Origin of the sequence: Pseudovibrio ascidiaceicola, assembly GCF_900114245.1 — a bacterium.
Lineage (GTDB): Bacteria > Pseudomonadota > Alphaproteobacteria > Rhizobiales > Stappiaceae > Pseudovibrio > Pseudovibrio ascidiaceicola.
Genome location: NZ_FOSK01000001.1, coordinates 319,951 through 337,673, shown reverse-complemented (window position 1 = coordinate 337,673; position 17,723 = coordinate 319,951). Strand labels below are relative to the sequence as shown.

Sequence of the window (17,723 nt, the reverse complement as noted above, 5' to 3'; positions counted from 1 at the left end):
GTTTTAGTGGACGCGAATACTAGCGTCATCTCTTCAACTTTAATTGTTGGTTACCACGACTGAATATCAAGAGACTGCTGAGGACTTAGCAAAGGGACATGGTGTTATCGCCTGCATATTTCTAACCTAAGGTAATGTTAGTTTTTATGCGCCTAGGATACATATAGTTCCACCAGATAGTCTGGAGATGCAATTGCTTAGGTATTTTAAGGCGTTATGCGCTATTGCAGTTTTGGTCCTCGCTCCTCATTCCTTAGGTGCTCAGGAGGCAGCAAGTCCGCCGGAGTTGCTCAAGAAAATCTGGAACGGGCCAGACTTTGATGCCAATGATTTTGCACCTGAAGTCTACCAGAAGATCCCAAAAGAACTTCTGGTCTCCATTCTTTCAGAACAGCGTTCGATTTATGGCCCTGCACTTCGTGTTGAGGCGACCAAAGACCCGCACAAGTTTCTGGTTGAGACGAAATCCTACACAATTCCAACGCTTTTGAAGCAGAACACTACAGGTCAGCTGACAGGATTGCTGTTTCGCTTTGCGCTTGTGAAGGACATGAAACACGAAGACCTGTTGGACCACATGAAGCAGCAGACCGCGACGCAGAGCTTTTTGTTGATGCAGAACGGGAAGGTGCATGCAGAGAACAACAGCGATGCTCAACTGGCCGTCGGCTCTGCATTTAAGCTTTATGTGCTGGACCAAGTGGCACAGCGTGTTCGGGATGGCGACCTGAGCTGGCAAGATAAAGTCACGCTGGAACAACGGCATATTTCGTATCCCGGTGGCACGATGCAAAATGAGCCGGTTGGCAAGAAGTTCGTTTTGCTGGATGTGGCGCGCAATATGATCGCGATCTCAGACAACACAGCCACAGACTTGCTGATGGATCTGGTGGGGCAGGAGAGTGTGATGTTGCCGGGAGAGACCTCACCGGCGCTGACAACACAGCAGCTGTTCCATCTGAAGGCCGACGAGCAAACCGCAGAGGCTTATCGCAAGGCAGGACCAGAGGAGCGAGCGCGGATTCTTGCTGCCTTACCGGCGCAGCTCCCAACAATCGACAAGGTCTCCGTGCCTTTGACTGAAGGTGTCGAGTGGTACCTCTCGAACCGCGAGCTGTGCGAGATTGTGACGAAAGTGAAGGATATCAAGGGAGTTTTCGTGAATCCAGGGGTGGCTGAACCAGATAACTGGACGTCTTATGCCTATAAGGGCGGCAGCGAGATTGGCGTGCTGAACATGACCTATGCCTTGGAAGACCCTGACGGAAATAACTGGTGCTTCTCAACCACCTGGAATGCAGAGCAGGAGCTGGACGTCACTTATCTGATTGCTTTGGTCGCGACACTGTTGGAGAGCCCTGAGTCAGTTCAGGCAGCTCTCCGTTAAGCTTGGCGGGATTTAGCGACGCTTGTCGTCGTCAGTTGACCATGGGCTGATCTGGTCAGGATCATTGGAACGAGGACCTGAAGGATCATCATCCTGTTCAGCGTGACGGGAGGAGCTCCACTCATCTTCATTCAGGTCCACAGTGCCATCGCGGCGACGGTAACCCGGATTGACGTTGAGGTTTTGCACCTTCACGTGGCGCGCCAGATAGTTGCCAATCACCTCACGCAGTGGCGGAATGAAGAGCAGAAGGCCAATTGCGTCTGTAAAGAAGCCTGGAATCAGCAGCATGAGACCTGCAAACACGATCATCGCGCCATGCATCATCTCATGACTTGGAACGCGCCCTGAGTCCATTTCAGAACGCATGCGCATGAGCAAAGACAGCCCCTGCTGGCGCAGCATATACGTGCCGGCAGCTGCGGAAGCTACAGTCAACAGGATTGTTGGAATTGCCCCGATAACACTTCCAACCTCAATAAAGAGATAGATCTCGATGGTTGGTAGCAGAATGAAACAGGCAAGAATGATAAGTCCGAGTGGCATAGCGTCCGCGTAGGTTCAGGTTTATTTTGCTTTTTGATCACTTCTTTTTGAAGCGATCTTACTTATAGTGGGTGATCTTCACAGAATTGCAATGACTGATTTTAGCTTATACTTGCGTGGTAAGACCTTAAAAAGGCGTTGGGATGGACACGAAATAGCTGGATGTTGCTGATAGAAACCTTAAATTAGTGACAGAGCCTGTAAAAATGCGCTAGAGCACATTATCTAGATATCTAATGCATTTGATCATCGGCGCCTGGCAGCCCACGAGTAAAGGACCGGTCGGTACTCGGAATGAACGAAATATTCGACGTCTACAACATAATCTTCCTTATTGCGGCAGTTGTTATTTTCCTGCGGTTACGCTCCGTTTTGGGCAATCGCACCGGTAACGAGCGTCAACCATTTGACCCGTATTCTGCTCAGCAAAAACAAGACTCTCAAAAGACTCAGGCTCCTGAGAATGAGGACAATGTTATTCCTCTTCCAGGCAGTGAGCATGTTCAACATGACCCTGAGCGCGCTGAGCGTGAAGCTCGCGAACAGATTGAGGCTGAAATCGACAAGCTTGCCAAAAAAGGCAGTGAGTTGAATCACGGCCTGCGGGAAATCTGGAAAGCTGAGCCGTCTTTCAATCCAAAAGAGTTTGCGGAAGGTGCACGCGGCGCTTACGAAATCATTTTGATGTCGTTTGCGCAGGGTGATCGCCGCACGCTCAAAGAGCTTCTTTCTCCTGAAGTGTTCAGCGGTTTCTCTGCTGCGATTGATGACCGGGAAAGCCGCAATGAGCGTGTTGAGTCCACCTTTGTGGGCATCGACAAAGCTGACATTGTGGAAGCGGTCTTCAATGACAAAGACAAGCTTGCTGAAGTGACTGTTCGCTTCAAGGGCCAGCTGATCACCGCAACACGGGATTCTGAAAACCGTATTGTGGATGGTGACCCAACCGCAGTGAGCGACCTGACCGATATCTGGACCTTCGCTCGGGTAACTGGCGAGAACGATCCAAACTGGAAGCTGGTTGCAACTGAATCTGCATGACGTTTTCTTTCTCTCGCGGCGCTATGAGTTTCATTATGGCACTCAGCGTCGCGGCGGGGATAAGTTCTGCTGCTGTAGCTGGAAACACCCTTACAAAAGACCATAGGACCATGCGAAGCGCGAAGCTCTCCGGGCCACTTGATCCCAACGAAATCGACGGATGGGCTGCAGATGATCATTCTGCGGCCCTTTCCGCTTTTGTGGCTCACTGCGAGGCGAGTGAAGGCCGAACGCTGCCGACAAAGGCGTTTGGCATTAGCGACGCAAAATTACGCGCTATCTGCGCAAAATCGCGCAAAATCAACGTAAATAACGCAAGTGATGCAAAAACCTTTTTAGAACAGAACTTTACGCTTCAGCGCGTAGAGGACGACGGGTTTGTGACCGGCTACTACATGCCAGAGCTGGAAGGCTCGCTTGTTCGCACTGACGAGTTTGTTGTCCCCCTTCATGCCTATCCCAAAGGCCTGAAGGTGATGCCAACACGCGGCGATGTGATGGACGGCGCACTGGATGGAATGGACCTTGAAGTGCTTTGGGTGAAAGACCCGATAGATGCATTTTTTACAGCTGTTCAAGGTTCTGCTCGTGTTCGCCTACCCAATGGCGAATTGCGGCGTCTGGCTTTTGCAGGCAAGTCTGGTCATGAGTACACCGCGATTGGCCGTGTCTTGATTGAGCGAGGCGAAATCTCCAAAGATAACATGGGCATGGATGCACTTCGTGCCTGGTTATCCCAAAACCCATCGCAGCAGAAAGACGTGTTTCGGCACAATAAATCCTACATCTTCTTTGAGTTACAATCTCCGCAAAACACTGAGGTTGCAGCTATCGGAGGCGCAGGAACAGCGCTAACGGACCTGAGATCACTGGCAATTGATGACGATCTGCACACTTATGGCAGTTTAATTTTTGTCTCTAGTGAGTTAAGGACCTACGACAAATCAGGTGATCGCTTCGCCAAACTTATGGTTGCTCAGGATACAGGGTCAGCCATCAAAGGCCCCGCGCGCGGCGATATCTATGTAGGAAGTGGTGCAAAGGCAGGTGCCGTTGCCGGGAATATCCGTCACCGTGCGGAATTCTATCTCCTTGTTCCAAAATAATAAATGATCGTGGACGGATCGGGTAGATGACGAATGGTGATCGCGCAAAGCGAGCCAAGACAAAACAGCTGACGGAAGCAGACAAGCGCTTGTGGGACAGGGTGAAAGCCACTCTGACACCCATTCATCAAGAGCGCCTTTCCGATATGCTGGAGGATACGACACAGCTTTCCGAGCCGGATCAGTCCCTTATGCACGCTCAAAGCGCTGAGGTGTCTCAGCCTGAGCTTAAGCCGCAACTGACCTCTCCACCAAAGCCTCAGGCCAAAAAGTCTCGTGGTTCCAAAGGGAAGACTGCTCCAGACTATACTCCGCCGAAGCCTGTTGTTCCTGCGATGCCTCCTCTTTCGCCGCTCAATCGGAAAGAACGGAAAAAAGTTGTCCGCGGGGGCAAGGGCTATATTGATGGACGTATCGACCTTCATGGTTTGACGCAGTATCAAGCGCACCAACGCTTAACCTCGTTCATCTATCAGTCTCAGGCCATGGGCTACTCCCTCGTGCTTGTGATCACCGGTAAGGGGCTCGATAACTCAAGCAGCCCTTACGGTGACGATCGTGGTGTGTTGCGTAGAATGGTACCGCAGTGGCTTTCTCTTCCTGATATGCGCAGCTGTGTGGTAGGCTTCGACCAAGCTCATGTTTCGCATGGGGGCAGTGGTGCGATTTACGTTCGCATCCGCAAGCGCAAGAAATAAGGCAGGAATTTCAGCAAGATGACGCCTTTTGGAGCCAAGGTTCGAGAGCTGCGGGCTAAGCAGAAGATTACCCTGAAGGAAATGGCGGAGGCTCTCTCTGTTTCCTCAGCCTACCTGAGTGCGCTTGAACATGGCAAGCGTGGTACTCCAACCTGGTACATGGTTCAGCGCATGATCACTTATTTCAACGTGATCTGGGATGAAGCTGAAGAACTTCAAAGACTTGCAGAACTATCCGATCCAAAAATCACCATCGACACCGGAGGCCTGACACCCCGGGCAACCGAGCTGACCAATATGCTTGCCTCGAAGATCAATGGACTCTCAGAGGAATCCCTAGAGCACCTCATTCATCAATTAAGAGTGGTTAGCTCTCGCGACAATATCTAGTCTAAGCCGACAAAGCTCTGTAAAGTCAGTCTGCTGACTTTTGAAGTGGACTGCTGATATGACGCCTGAAGAACTCAAAGTGGATCAACTGGTTGATCCTCAATCACTTCTCAATGAACTCAACGAACTGGTTGAGAAGCATAATGGCGACGGCACCAGCTTTAAGCTGCGCAGCGATGTTCTGACGAAGCTGAAAGCCACGCACAAAGCAGCCTTTAAAGAGATTGAAAAGCTCCTGATGGATGACGGGCAGGGCCGGCGATGTTCCGAGCGTTTGTCTTGCGTGCAGGATATGCTCATTCAGGTGATCTATGAGTTTGCGATTACCTATGTTTATCCCGTTGAAAATCCAACAAAATCCGAGCGCATCAGCATCATAGCTGTTGGTGGTTATGGGCGCGGAACGATGGCTCCGCACTCTGACGTGGATCTGCTGTTTCTCTGGCCATACAAGCAAACACCCTGGGGTGATCAGGTCGTTGAGTTCATCCTCTACATGCTTTGGGATATGGGCCTGAAGGTCGGTCATTCCACGCGCAACCTTGATGAGACAATCAAGCAGTGCCGCGAAGATATGACCGTTCGCACAGCTGTTTTGGAAGCGCGTTATGTTTGGGGTGATCTTGAGCTTTTCCAAGAACTTACCAAACGGTTCGACAAGGAAATCGTTTCCGGTACAGGACCGGATTTCATCGCTGCTAAGCTCGCAGAACGAGATGATCGTCATGAACGCCACGGCGCGTCCCGCTACCTTGTTGAGCCCAATGTCAAAGAAGGCAAAGGCGGTATGCGTGATCTGAACACACTGTTCTGGATCGCCAAGTATTTTTATCGCGTTCCCAGTGGCTTAGGGCTGGTTGAAAAGGGTGTCTTCTCGCGGCGGGTATTGAATCGGTTCCGAAAGAGTCAGGATTTTCTCTGGGCTGTCCGGTGTCATCTGCATTTTCTGACAAACCGCCCTGAAGAACGCTTGAGCTTTGATGTTCAACGGGAAATTGCTGACCGTCTCGGTTATATGGACCATCCCGGTATGCGGGCTGTTGAGCGGTTCATGAAGCATTACTTCCTTGTTGCGAAGGATGTTGGTGATCTGACTCGCATTTTTGCGGCAGCGCTTGAAGAGCAGCATGTGAAGTCCGCCCCGAGCATTTCTCGGTTCCTTGGCAGTTTTGTTCCGGGAAGCAAGCACAAGCGACGATCCATCAAAGGAACCAAGGATTTCCTTGTCGAGAACGGGCGCATTATTGCGGCGAAACCGGATATCTTTGAGAAAGATCCGGTCAATGTGATCCGTGTGTTTTATCTGATCGACAAAACCAATTTGGATATGCATCCGGAATTGCTGAAACTGGTTCGTCGATCCAGACGACTGATCAATGCGGAATTTCGCAAGAATGAACAAGCGAATCGGCTGTTCCTGAAGGTCCTGACAAGTCGCAGTGATCCGGAAACCGTTTTGCGTGCGATGAACGAGTCGTCCATTCTTGGCCAGTTCCTGCCTGAGTTCCGGAAGGTCGTCGCCATGATGCAATTCAACATGTATCACCACTACACTGTCGACGAACATCTCATCCGATCAGTCGGCGTTCTTTCTGAAATTGAGCGTGGGATGGGGGGAGACAGCCACCCGTTGGCAACGGACCTCATCAAGTCGGTTCACAGCCGAAAAGTTCTTTATGTTGCAATGCTTTTGCATGATGTAGCCAAGGGACGGCCAGAGGATCATTCCATTGCAGGCGCTAAGATTGCGCGGAAGATTTGCCCACGTCTGGGCCTTTCTCCAGCAGAAACTGATACGGTCGCCTGGCTCATCGAGCAGCATTTGGAAATGAGCACCGTTGCACAGTCTCGTGACTTAAGTGATCCGAAAACCATCAAGGATTTCTGCCGTAAAGTGCAGAGTCTGGAGCGTTTGCAGCTGCTGCTGATTTTGACGGTGGCTGACATTCGGGCTGTGGGGCCCAATGTCTTTAATGGCTGGAAAGGGCAGTTGCTGCGCACGCTCTATTATGAGAGCGAGACGATCCTCAGTGGTGGCCATGGCCGTATGAGCCAACAGCAACGTGTTGACCATGCGAAACGAGAGCTGGCGGAAGAGCTGGAAGGCTGGACTGATGAAGAACTGGATAATTACCTCAATCGCCACTATCCGGCCTATTGGCTACGCGTTGATCTGAAGAGCAAGATCAACCATGCGAATCTGATCCGCAAAACAGATAAGGAAGAAGAGCATCTGGCGACCTCTGTGGAGCCTCATGCTTTTGAGGGCGTTACAGAAATCACTGTTCTGGCACCGGATCATCCGCGGTTGCTTTCTACGATTGCGCGGGCCTGCTTTGCAGCAGGTGGGAACATTGTGGACGCGCACATCGACACCACAAAAGACGGCCTCGCGCTGGATACGATCTACATCAGCCGTGAGCTGCCTGAGGACGATGACGAACACCGTCGTGGGGAGCGGATTTGCTGTCTGATTAAAGAAGCCCTGCGGGGTACCGCGCCTGTTCCTGAGGTGAAGGGTGCAGCAACAAAACCGAATGCTCGTAATAAGGCGTTCACGCTGCAAACAACTGTTTTGGTTAGCAATTCATGGTCAGAAAACTATACGGTTCTTGAAGTAACCGGGCTCGACCGGCCAGGCTTGCTTTCTGACTTAACGACTGAGATCTCGGCTCTCAACCTGAATATTGCGAGTGCTCATGTTGGGACTTTTGGTGAGAAAGCGGTCGATGTATTTTACGTGACCGATCTAACCGGCCAGAAAGTTCATAATGTGGGACGCCAGGAATCTATTCGCGATAGACTCAAAAATGCCTTTGACGGTAAAAAGCCACAAAAAGCGCTTACGAGCTCACGCCGTAAACCTCAAAAACATACAGGTAAGTAATTTTAGATGAGCCTTTTCAAGAGCTTCGCCACGGTTGGTGGTGCAACAATGCTAAGCCGCCTTTGCGGGTTTGGGCGAGATGTGATGCTGGCTGCCTTTGTTGGCACGGGACCTGTTGCAGATGCTTTTGTTGTGGCTTTCCGCTTACCAAACCTGTTCCGCAGATTGTTTGCGGAAGGTGCATTTAACTCAGCTTTCGTACCGCTGTTTGCCCGCTCTGTTGAGGAAGATGGAGAGCAGGGCGCGCGGAAATTTGCTGGTGAGATTGCGGCAGCTTTGTTCTGGACGCTGGTGGTTATCCTCGCTCTGGCAGAGGTTTTCATGCCTTTGCTCGTGCATGTGCTGGCGCCGGGTTATTTCTCTGACCCAGCAAAATTTGACCTCACAGTCCTCATGTCACGCATTGCATTTCCGTATTTGCTGTTCATGTCTTTGCTCGCGTTCTTGAGCGGAATTCTCAATACATTTCAGAAGTTTCTGGCCGCAGCCATGGCGCCGGTCATGCTCAATGTGGTGATGATGGCCGTGCTCGCAGGCATTGGCTTTTATGGCATGGAGCCCAACCAGACGACCGGGGTCCTGCTGGTGTCTGGTGTTGCTGTTGCCGGTGTTGTTCAGCTCGCTGTCGTTGCCATTGGCATGAAGCGGCTTGGGTTTCGTGTTCCTATCATGCGCCCACGATGGACGCCGGGCGTAAAGCGCTTGCTGGTTTTGGGTGTTCCTGGCGTGATTGCCGGGGGGATTACGCAGATCAATATCACTGTTGGAACGATCATCGCCTCGCTGGAAAGCAGCGCGAATTCATATCTTTACTATGCTGACCGGATCTACCAGCTGCCACTGGGTGTGGTGGGAATTGCGATTGGCGTTGTGCTTTTGCCAAGCCTGACACGGCAGTTGCGCTCTGGTCAGGAAGAGCTGGTTCATCATACGCAGAACCGTTCCATGGAATTCGCTCTTGCGCTTACTCTTCCTGCTGCAGTTGCTCTCGTAATCATCCCAGATACCGTGATTGCAGTACTGTTCCAACGCGGTCAGTTTACGGATGCTGCTGTTGAGCAAACTGCTCTGGCTTTGATGGCATTTGCCGTTGGTTTACCTGCATTTGTGCTGAATAAGGTCCTGTCTCCTGGCTTCTTTGCGCGGGAAGATACCAAGACTCCGATGTACTTTGCTGCTGTTGCCATGGTGGTGAACGTGACGCTCTCAATCTTGTTGTTCCCTGCCTTCAAGCACGTGGGCATCGCGATTGGGACAACAGCTGCGGGCTGGGTTAACTCAGCGCTTCTGGCCTTTGTGCTGTGGAGGCGGGGTCATTTTGTTGTCGACGCAGCATTGCTGAAGAGAATTCCGCTATTAGGTTTTGCAAGCGCTCTGATGGGCGTTGTCGTCTATGGTGGGACGCTCGTTTTGGAGCCGCTTTCAACCTCCAACTTGTTTGTTGTACGAGCCAGTGAACTCATCCTTCTCGTCACCATTGGTCTGATTTCCTTTGGTATTTTGGTTCAGCTCACCGGGACCGTGGATTTTCGCGCACAACTGCAGAAATTGCGGCGATAAAGGCTTTCTCACTCTGCAAATCACTTGCACATACGGAAAAGCGCAGTCATAACCACCGGGCTTAATCTGCGCGGGCTGTCCTAGTTTGTTTGTCACCCATTCAAACTGTGCTCGCGCAACCCACTGGCCCTTCCAACAGGCCCAAGCCTAGGGATATTTTACAATGACGGCGTTTCAGCCTCGCGTTTTCTCCGGTGTTCAACCAACCGGAAACCTGCATCTTGGCAACTACCTTGGTGCTATTGTCCGCTTTGTTCCGCTTCAGGACCAGATGCCGACCATCTTCTCCATCGTTGACATGCATGCGATCACAGTCTGGCAGGATCCTGCCGAGCTGACGCAGCAGACCCGTGAAGTAACAGCAGCTTACCTCGCAGCCGGTGTTGATCCGAAGAAGTCGATCATCTTCAACCAGAGCCAGGTGAAAGAACATGCTGAGTTGGCATGGATTTTCAACTGTATTGCCCGCATGGGCTGGCTGAAGCGCATGACTCAGTTCAAGGACAAAGCAGGGAAGAACGCAGAAAACGCTTCTGTTGGTCTGTTTGCTTATCCGAACCTGATGGCAGCAGACATTCTGGCTTACCGCGCAACCCACGTTCCGGTTGGCGATGACCAGAAGCAGCACCTTGAGCTGACACGCGATATTGCGCAGAAGTTCAACAATGACTTTGCTGATCGCATCAAAGAGCTGGGTCTTGGTGTTCCAAACCCTGAGCCATCTCATGAAGCACCGGATGAGCTTTACTTCCCAGTCACCGAGCCAATGATCACGGGTCCAGCGACCCGTATCATGAGCCTGCGTGACGGCAACAAGAAGATGTCCAAGTCTGATCCATCTGATCTTTCCCGCATCAACCTGACTGATGATCAGGACACGATTGCGAAGAAAATCAGAAAGGCAAAGACTGATCCTGAAGCTCTTCCAAGTGAAGTGGATGGACTGGAAGGTCGTGCGGAAGCTGACAACCTTGTTGGTATTTATGCAGCCCTTTCCGGACGTACCAAAGCGGACGTTCTGGGCGAGTTTGGCGGCCAGCAGTTCTCAGCATTCAAACCAGCTCTTTCTGAGCTGGCTGTTGAGAAACTTGCGCCAATGAACGGTGAGATGCGCCGGATCATGGATGATCCTGCAAGCGTTGATGCCGTTCTTCGTGATGGTGCTGAACGTGCTGCCGAGATTGCAGAACCAGTGCTGCATGATGTACGTCGCATTGTTGGCTTCCTGGAAAGCCGTCGCGGCTGATAAGCCGTTTAGTTTCAAGACTGAGAAAGCCGCAGATGATCTGCGGCTTTTTTGTTTTCTGGAGTGTTGCGGCTGCTTTTACTGGCGCACTCACTCATCCTTAAAAAAGGGCGACACGCGCGCTTGCGCTGCCTCGTTGGCCGCAACGATGTGTTTGAGCGACAAGGCATCCACCGTATGTGCCATAACCACACAGCGCCGGTCCATCTGTGGGAAGTCATCGCACACGGGTGACTTGAACAGAGTAGGGTTCTGTTGAACCAGCTCCAGCATGCCCTGAAGATCCTGAATACTGTAGCGAGTTGAAAGAACCTTTATAAACTGCTCTTTGAAGCCAGTGTTATCGGCCGTGATGCGCTGAGCCAGTTCTGCCCGCGTAACTTTACAGGCCTGCTCTGTCATACGGACTCCACAAGTCATCATGCGCGGTTTCTGTTGAAGGTAATCCGAGATTGGACCATGCATATCTTCCCAATTGTCGAACTGATAGCCCTCGAAAAGTTCAGACATCATTTTTGCCTGCTTCTCTCTATCAGGAGGCAAAGGCTGAGCAAATCGGAAAGTGGCGGAGGGGTCTTTTGCATCAAGTTGGCCGGTGATGAGATCAGTGAGTGGGATCGATGTTACTGATTGCGTTGTGTCTGCGATCTTGTTTCCAGAAGCATTGATAAGCGCAGGGCCGCTAAGGATTACGGTCAGGTTGCGCTCAGCAAGAGCTTGAGACAGCACAGCTTTCTCAAGAAAGGTGGCTGTGGTAAGAGCTGTCGCTCCAGAGTCGGCATTATTGAAATCCGAGACCTTCAAGACCACTTGTAAACTCGTATCATCCACCCGAGTTAACTGGAGAACGGATGGCCCCATGGATTTGGGGGGCGAAGGGATATCCTGCTCTGGTAAGAGTAAATCCGATAAACTCTGTTCAACGGCATTGCTGCAGAACACAAACCCGTTTTCCCGCTTTACCTCGCCGTTATCACAGAAGGCCACCACAGGAACCGGGCCTGATTTTTGCTTCTTTTTTTCCTGCATACGGGCATAGGTAGCCTCTGTCATCTTGTAGGTCATGCGCTGTGTGACAGAACCGTCTTCAGCAAAATCATAGTGCAATTCAACATCTACGCAGGCGGAAAGAACCATCGCCAAACACATAAAAACTATCGCCTTCCATCCCGGCATCTCTTACCCCAAAACTAATCTCATAAAAAATACGCTGGCACCAAAGCAGAGGGTTGTCATATGAGCCACACAACTATGGTCTAAGGGGGGCTGAATTGATTATTGATATGGCTGTTTATCGCATTTCGATGCTTAAAATTGGTTCTACCACAGCCCCAAAAATACAGTGCTTATTGCCACTTGGTGGGTAGAGTTCATCATACGCTCACGATCCAAGCAGGCGATATTATATTTGACGTAATGGTCAACCTGAGACCTTGTGAGTCTTTATCGCTGGATATTCTCTGGAGCTGTTGTCTATTTCTTATAAAATTCGCCAGAAACGCATTCAATTTGCGCTGTGTTTATTGACAGAGGGCTAGTTGCACCCCTACATCCTTGCTGATTGATTGGTGGGGCTTGCCCCAATACATCAGATGGTCGGATGAATGATTGAAACTCGTATTGATCGACGCTTTGCTAAGCTAAAGGCTGAAGGACGTCCTGCGCTCGTAACTTTTATTACGGCCGGAGACCCGGACCTCGCCACTTCACAAGCTATTCTGGATGCACTTCCAGAAGCGGGTAGTGATGTTATTGAGCTTGGCATGCCGTTTTCCGACCCGATGGCTGAAGGTGTTCCAATCCAGCTGGCGACTCAGCGTTCTCTGGCGCATGGTCACACGATGGACAAAACGCTTCAGATGGTGCGTGAGTTCCGCAAAAAGGACAATGATACCCCAATCGTTCTGATGGGTTATTACAACCCGATCTTTGTACGTGGCAGCGCTGCTTTTGTGAAAGAAGCACGTGAGGCTGGCGTTGATGGTCTTATTGTTGTTGATGTGCCTGCTGAAGCAGATGATGAACTCTGCATTCCGGCGATTGAGGGTGGTGTAAACTTTATCCGCCTGACAACACCAACAACTGATGACAAACGCCTTCCAACCGTTCTGGCGAATACATCAGGTTTTGTTTACTACGTATCCGTAACTGGTGTGACCGGATCTGCTGCTGCAGACACCACCGCTGTTGCTCAGGCAGTTACACGAATTAAATCCCACACCGACCTTCCTGTTGCTGTTGGCTTTGGCATTAAAACCGCTGAACAAGCAGAGGAAATTGGCAAACATGCTGACGGTGTGGTGGTTGGCTCCATCCTTGTTGAGGCGATTAGAACAAGCCTTGACGACAATGGAAAAGCCACAAATCAGACACAAGCTGCTGTTACCGAAGTTGTGCGCTCACTACGTGTGGGTGTAGAAAAAGCTCGGAAATAAGTATTGCTTTACGTATGGCCCGTTTAATGGCCATTAAAAATCGAAAACGAAATTAAAGACAGGCGGCAGCCCGTGAACTGGATTAACAACGTCGTACGGCCGAAAATCCGCAGCTTTCTCGAAAAGCGCGAAATTCCGGAAAACCTTTGGATCAAATGCCCTGAAACTGGCGAGATGGTCTTCCATCGCGATTTGGAGGCTAACCAGTGGGTTGTACCAAACTCCAACTTTCATATGCGCCTCTCCAGCAAGAAGCGCCTAGAGTATTTCTTTGACCAGGGTGAATACACCAGGATCGAGACTCCGGAAGTTGCTGTCGACCCGCTGAAATTCCGCGACCAGCGCAAATATGTTGATCGCTTGAAGGACGCCAAAGCCAAAACCGAGATGACCGACTCTGTCGTTGTCGCCAACGGTAAGGTGAACGGCTACGACATGACCACTGCGGTTCAGGATTTCGCCTTCATGGGCGGTTCTCTTGGTATGGCAGCTGGTGAAGCGATCATTCGCGGTATGGAACATGCCGTTGAGCACAAAACACCTTTCGTCATGTTCGCCGCTTCCGGTGGCGCACGCATGCAGGAAGGTATCCTGTCACTGATGCAGCTGCCACGGACTACGGTAACTGTACAGATGCTTCGTGAAGCAGGCTTGCCTTACATTGTGGTGCTGACCAACCCGACAACCGGTGGTGTAACCGCTTCCTACGCGATGCTGGGCGACGTTCACATTGCTGAGCCTAACGCTTTGATCGGTTTTGCTGGTCAGCGCGTGATTGAGCAGACCATCCGCGAGAAGCTTCCTGAAGGCTTCCAGCGTTCTGAGTATCTGCGTGATCACGGTATGGTCGACATGGTTGTGCATCGTCACGAGCTGAAAGAAACCATTTCCAACCTGTGTAACCTGCTGATGAAGCGTGAAGCTCAGCTGCCAGTGCTTGAAGAAAAGCCAGCAGAACCAGAGGCTAGCACTGAGGTTGTAGCAACCTCCTAAGTCTTTACGGCTCACGGAGTTGCGATTTGCTTTTAAAAGTCCGGCATACCGTGCCGGGCTTTTTCTTTATTCAGATTTGAAGGTGGATCACCAATGAACAAGATCAAAGCCGCCCTTGATCGTTTGATGAAGCTTCATCCCGATGAGATCGATCTGTCTCTGGATCGTATGCATCGGGTCATGAAGGCGCTGGGAAGCCCTGAGACACGCATTCCACCTGTCTTCCATATCGCAGGAACCAATGGCAAAGGCTCTACTGGAGCCTCAGTCAGAGCCCTTCTGGAGGCGCAGGGGAAAACCGTTCATGTGTATTCCTCACCGCATCTGGTTCGTTTCAACGAGCGCATTCGGCTGGGTGGTACAGGACGCTTTGTTGAAGATGATGCACTGCTTGAAGCGATTGAGCAGGTTGAGAAAGCTAATGGCGGACAAGAGCTGACATTTTTTGAGGCAACGACTGCTGTTGCGTTCTACCTGTTTGCCAACAACCCTGCTGATTACCTTGTTCTGGAAGTTGGGCTTGGCGGTGTTTTGGATGCCACCAATGTCGTTGAGAAGCCACTGGTGAGTGTGATTACTCCGATCTCTAAGGACCACGAGAACTTCTTGGGTGACAGCCTTGAAGGCATTGCACTGGAGAAAGCTGGGATCATCAAGCCGGGTTGTCCTGTTGTCGTGGGTCCACAAGCGGATGCTGTGTGGGATGTGATTGAGAACAAAGCCGGGCGGGAGCGGGCGCCTATCTGGTTCCAGGGACAGGAGTTTTCTGCATGGGAAGAGGGCGGTCGGCTGGTTTATCAGGATGAATTTGGCTTGCTGGACCTTTCGCCGCCAAAGCTTGCCGGGTTCCATCAATTGTCCAACTCCGGCCTCGCGCTGGCTGCATTGCGGGCGGCCGGCTTGCTAGAGAGTGAAGAGGCTCGCGCTGCTTGCGATAAAGCACTGCGCTCCATCAACTGGCCTGCACGGATGCAGCCTCTTTATGAAGGCAAGCTGTTTGACGAACTGCCGGAAAGCAGTGAGATCTGGGTGGATGGCGGACATAATCCCGGCGCGGCAAAGGTGATTTCCTCTTTCCTCGCAGATTTGACGGATAAGGCATCCCGACCGACCTATCTGGTCATGGGCATGATGAGCACCAAAGATCCGGAAGGGTTCTTTGAGCAGTTTGAAGGGCTGGCGAAGCATGTCATCTGCGTGCCTTTGACCACCACGAGCGCAGGACGTTCTCCGATTGAACTTGCGGAGATTGCACAGACTGCGGGCCTTTCAGCATCGGCTCATGGCACCATGGACAGAGCAATCGCAGAGATCAGACGTCGTGCGCAGGATGAAGACGAAGCACCGCGCATTCTGTTTGGTGGCTCACTTTACTTAGCTGGCGAAATTCTTGAACGAAATGGCACTCCGCCTGAGTAAGCATGGTTCGATTCAGACTCGAAATGACTTTGACATGAATTAAGGGAGGCAACTGCCTCCCTTAATTCATGTCAGATCTCGTAGGAATTATACATCCAGACCTTCAAAGAGCGCGGTTGAGAGATAACGCTCTGCGAAGCTTGGGATGATAATGACGATGTTTTTGCCCGCCATCTCGTCCCGCTGGCCAACTTCGATCGCTGCCTTCAAAACAGCACCGGAAGAGATGCCGACCGGAACACCTTCTGTTTTTGCCACTTCACGAGACAGCGCAAACGAATCCTCATTGGAAACGGTGACCACTTCATCATAAACAGTGGTGTCCAGTACGCCCGGCACGAAGCCTGCGCCGATACCCTGAATTTTGTGCGGGCCAGGCTGACCACCGGACAGGAGCGGGCTATCAGTTGGCTCAACAGCGACCACGTGAAGGGCCGGGTTGCGCTTTTTCAGGACCTGAGAGGTGCCTGTGATGGTGCCACCAGTGCCGATGCCGGATACGAATACGTCAACGTTTCCGTCGGTATCGTTCCAGATTTCTTCTGCTGTCGTTTTGCGATGAATTTCAGGATTGGCCGGGTTTTCGAACTGCTGCGGGATTACTGCGTCTGGAATCTCCTGAAGAAGCTCTTCCGCACGTGCAACGGCACCCTTCATACCCTTTGGACCTTCAGTCAGATCAATCTCAGCGCCCAGAAGCTTCAGCATCTTGCGGCGTTCGATAGACATGGTCTCTGGCATTACGAGGATCAGGCGGTAACCTTTCGCAGCTGCCACGAATGCAAGCGCAATGCCTGTGTTGCCGGAGGTTGGCTCAATCAGAGTGGTTTTGCCCGGAATGATCTTGCCCGCGGCTTCCATTGCCTCAACCATTGCGACACCGATACGGTCTTTCACGCTGGAAATCGGGTTGAAGAACTCGAGTTTGGCAAGCAGGTTGCCTTTGACGCCGTGAGCCTTTGCCAAACGGTCCAGACGTACGATTGGTGTATTTCCGATAGTCTCAGTGATGGAAGAGTAAATTTTTCCACGACCCGGCTTGGAAGTGCTCATCGAAATTCCCTTTATGCAATTTGCTTGTGAGTTTGAGCCCTGTCTCGGCGTAAGAATCCCGAGCTGCAGCCTCATTAAATTTCTTAATGAAATGTAGGAAGTGTAACGAGGGTTTTCGAGGTTTCAAAAACCCCGAAAACTACAGGACGTAGAAACATGATGCAAAATATAGCAGAAACATAGAATTACATTCTATCTGAGGGATGATTTAGTATGGTCTTTTGCAGAAAAGACCGTTTCCTCAGAAATAGATGAGTTATGCGGTGGTTTGATCCAGCGCTTCGAGACCCAACAGGGCAGGTAATTCAGACATGTGACCGAAGGTGGTTGCGCCCAGAGATTTGGCCTGCTCGATGTCTGCGTTTACATCGCCTGTGTAGTTGAAGACGCGCATTCCTGCGGCTTTCGCGGCTTTGATGCCAGCGATACTATCTTCAATTACAACGCATTGCTCCGGCTTGAAGCCCATACCCTTGGCAGCGTAGAGAAAGATATCCGGTGCTGGTTTGCCCATTTTGCAATCCTGCGCAGAATAGAGCACGTCCTTGAAGGTTTCCCAGAGGCCAGAGGAGCCAAGCGTCATCTGCATTTTTTCATAGCGGCCTGAAGACCCAACGCAGAATGGAATGCCTTCCGCTTTCAGATGTGCAACAACATCCAGAATACCCGGAATAGGCTCAATACCAGCTTCAAATGCGACCAGATCAGCCTGACGGACTTGCGCGGCCCAGTCATCAGGTAGCTTCTCGCCGCTTAAACGCTCGGCTTCTTCCTTGATGGTGTCCATTGCGGTGCCGGTAAAGCGGTGGTGACATTCCAAAGGCGAAAAATCGAGGCCGATTTTCTTCATGAAGTCAGAAAGGACTTCATTCGCTATGGTTTCGGTGTCGACAAGAATGCCATCACAATCGAAAATCACCAGTTCCGGCTTCATAATTCTTCCTTGTATTCCGCGGAGCCTC

Annotated in this window: 15 protein-coding genes; 11 read left to right on the top strand and 4 right to left on the bottom strand. The window is 51.2% G+C overall.

What is annotated here, in order from left to right:
• Window positions 1–193 precede the first annotated feature (193 nt).
• Window positions 194–1,387, top strand: a complete 1,194-nt coding sequence (locus BM231_RS01700) for a serine hydrolase (RefSeq protein WP_208859986.1) — start codon at window positions 194–196, stop codon at window positions 1,385–1,387.
• 12 nt (window positions 1,388–1,399) lie between these two features.
• On the opposite strand, the gene BM231_RS01695 is transcribed toward BM231_RS01700, so the two are convergent.
• Complete coding sequence (locus BM231_RS01695) at window positions 1,400–1,933, bottom strand: FxsA family protein (RefSeq protein ID WP_093516256.1); 534 nt, start codon at window positions 1,931–1,933, stop codon at window positions 1,400–1,402.
• A 294-nt stretch (window positions 1,934–2,227) separates the two neighbouring features.
• Here BM231_RS01695 and BM231_RS01690 point away from each other — a divergent pair, with 294 nt between their 5' ends.
• From BM231_RS01690 to trpS, 7 genes are all read left to right on the top strand, one after another.
• The gene (locus BM231_RS01690) at window positions 2,228–2,974 is read left to right on the top strand and encodes a Tim44/TimA family putative adaptor protein (protein ID WP_057463180.1); all 747 of its coding nucleotides are present in this window, start codon (window positions 2,228–2,230) and stop codon (window positions 2,972–2,974) included.
• Window positions 2,975–3,009: 35 nt separating this feature from the next.
• Window positions 3,010–4,080, top strand: coding sequence for a murein transglycosylase A (gene mltA, locus BM231_RS01685; protein WP_208859985.1), 1,071 nt, complete (start codon window positions 3,010–3,012; stop codon window positions 4,078–4,080).
• Between the two features lie 26 nt (window positions 4,081–4,106).
• Window positions 4,107–4,778 carry a Smr/MutS family protein gene (locus BM231_RS01680; protein WP_093516254.1) on the top strand — a complete coding sequence of 224 codons (672 nt, stop codon included), beginning with the start codon at window positions 4,107–4,109 and terminating at the stop codon, window positions 4,776–4,778.
• An 18-nt stretch (window positions 4,779–4,796) separates the two neighbouring features.
• Window positions 4,797–5,168, top strand: coding sequence for a helix-turn-helix domain-containing protein (locus BM231_RS01675; RefSeq protein WP_063308968.1), 372 nt, complete (start codon window positions 4,797–4,799; stop codon window positions 5,166–5,168).
• Between the two features lie 58 nt (window positions 5,169–5,226).
• Window positions 5,227–8,055: a [protein-PII] uridylyltransferase gene (locus BM231_RS01670; protein WP_093516252.1), complete on the top strand. Its 2,829-nt coding sequence runs from the start codon at window positions 5,227–5,229 to the stop codon at window positions 8,053–8,055.
• A 6-nt stretch (window positions 8,056–8,061) separates the two neighbouring features.
• A complete protein-coding gene (gene murJ / locus BM231_RS01665; RefSeq protein WP_093516250.1) occupies window positions 8,062–9,615 on the top strand; it encodes a murein biosynthesis integral membrane protein MurJ in 1,554 nt (517 codons plus the stop codon).
• Window positions 9,616–9,778: 163 nt separating this feature from the next.
• Window positions 9,779–10,861 (top strand): tryptophan--tRNA ligase, encoded by a 1,083-nt coding sequence (trpS, locus tag BM231_RS01660; protein ID WP_063308965.1) that lies wholly within the window; start codon window positions 9,779–9,781, stop codon window positions 10,859–10,861.
• 90 nt (window positions 10,862–10,951) lie between these two features.
• On the opposite strand, the gene BM231_RS01655 is transcribed toward trpS, so the two are convergent.
• On the bottom strand, window positions 10,952–11,926 hold the full coding sequence (locus BM231_RS01655; RefSeq protein ID WP_139226328.1) for a hypothetical protein: 975 nt from the start codon (window positions 11,924–11,926) through the stop codon (window positions 10,952–10,954).
• Window positions 11,927–12,465: 539 nt separating this feature from the next.
• Here BM231_RS01655 and trpA point away from each other — a divergent pair.
• From trpA to BM231_RS01640, 3 genes are all read left to right on the top strand, one after another.
• Entirely contained in the window at window positions 12,466–13,296 is an 831-nt protein-coding gene (gene trpA / locus BM231_RS01650; RefSeq protein ID WP_093516246.1) for a tryptophan synthase subunit alpha, read from the top strand.
• Window positions 13,297–13,368: 72 nt separating this feature from the next.
• A complete protein-coding gene (gene accD / locus BM231_RS01645; protein ID WP_093516244.1) occupies window positions 13,369–14,289 on the top strand; it encodes an acetyl-CoA carboxylase, carboxyltransferase subunit beta in 921 nt (306 codons plus the stop codon).
• Between the two features lie 93 nt (window positions 14,290–14,382).
• Window positions 14,383–15,708 carry a bifunctional folylpolyglutamate synthase/dihydrofolate synthase gene (locus BM231_RS01640; protein ID WP_093516242.1) on the top strand — a complete coding sequence of 442 codons (1,326 nt, stop codon included), beginning with the start codon at window positions 14,383–14,385 and terminating at the stop codon, window positions 15,706–15,708.
• Between the two features lie 87 nt (window positions 15,709–15,795).
• On the opposite strand, the gene cysK is transcribed toward BM231_RS01640, so the two are convergent.
• A complete protein-coding gene (gene cysK / locus BM231_RS01635; protein WP_093516240.1) occupies window positions 15,796–16,761 on the bottom strand; it encodes a cysteine synthase A in 966 nt (321 codons plus the stop codon).
• A gap of 256 nt (window positions 16,762–17,017) precedes the next feature.
• Window positions 17,018–17,695, bottom strand: a complete 678-nt coding sequence (locus BM231_RS01630) for an HAD family hydrolase (protein ID WP_063308961.1) — start codon at window positions 17,693–17,695, stop codon at window positions 17,018–17,020.
• Window positions 17,696–17,723: the final 28 nt, after the last annotated feature.

Excerpts from the sequence above, each read along its gene's own strand:
- trpS (WP_063308965.1), top strand. The coding sequence starts at position 9,779 with ATGACGGCGTTTCAGCCTCGCGTTTTCTCCGGTGTTCAACCAACCGGA.
- mltA (WP_208859985.1), top strand. The coding sequence starts at position 3,010 with ATGGCACTCAGCGTCGCGGCGGGGATAAGTTCTGCTGCTGTAGCTGGA.
- murJ (WP_093516250.1), top strand. The coding sequence starts at position 8,062 with ATGAGCCTTTTCAAGAGCTTCGCCACGGTTGGTGGTGCAACAATGCTA.
- trpA (WP_093516246.1), top strand. The coding sequence starts at position 12,466 with ATGATTGAAACTCGTATTGATCGACGCTTTGCTAAGCTAAAGGCTGAA.
- BM231_RS01690 (WP_057463180.1), top strand. The coding sequence starts at position 2,228 with ATGAACGAAATATTCGACGTCTACAACATAATCTTCCTTATTGCGGCA.
- BM231_RS01695 (WP_093516256.1), bottom strand. The coding sequence starts at position 1,933 with ATGCCACTCGGACTTATCATTCTTGCCTGTTTCATTCTGCTACCAACC.
- BM231_RS01680 (WP_093516254.1), top strand. The coding sequence starts at position 4,107 with ATGACGAATGGTGATCGCGCAAAGCGAGCCAAGACAAAACAGCTGACG.
- BM231_RS01675 (WP_063308968.1), top strand. The coding sequence starts at position 4,797 with ATGACGCCTTTTGGAGCCAAGGTTCGAGAGCTGCGGGCTAAGCAGAAG.
- cysK (WP_093516240.1), bottom strand. The coding sequence starts at position 16,761 with ATGAGCACTTCCAAGCCGGGTCGTGGAAAAATTTACTCTTCCATCACT.
- BM231_RS01640 (WP_093516242.1), top strand. The coding sequence starts at position 14,383 with ATGAACAAGATCAAAGCCGCCCTTGATCGTTTGATGAAGCTTCATCCC.
- BM231_RS01670 (WP_093516252.1), top strand. The coding sequence starts at position 5,227 with ATGACGCCTGAAGAACTCAAAGTGGATCAACTGGTTGATCCTCAATCA.
- BM231_RS01655 (WP_139226328.1), bottom strand. The coding sequence starts at position 11,926 with ATGACCTACAAGATGACAGAGGCTACCTATGCCCGTATGCAGGAAAAA.
- BM231_RS01630 (WP_063308961.1), bottom strand. The coding sequence starts at position 17,695 with ATGAAGCCGGAACTGGTGATTTTCGATTGTGATGGCATTCTTGTCGAC.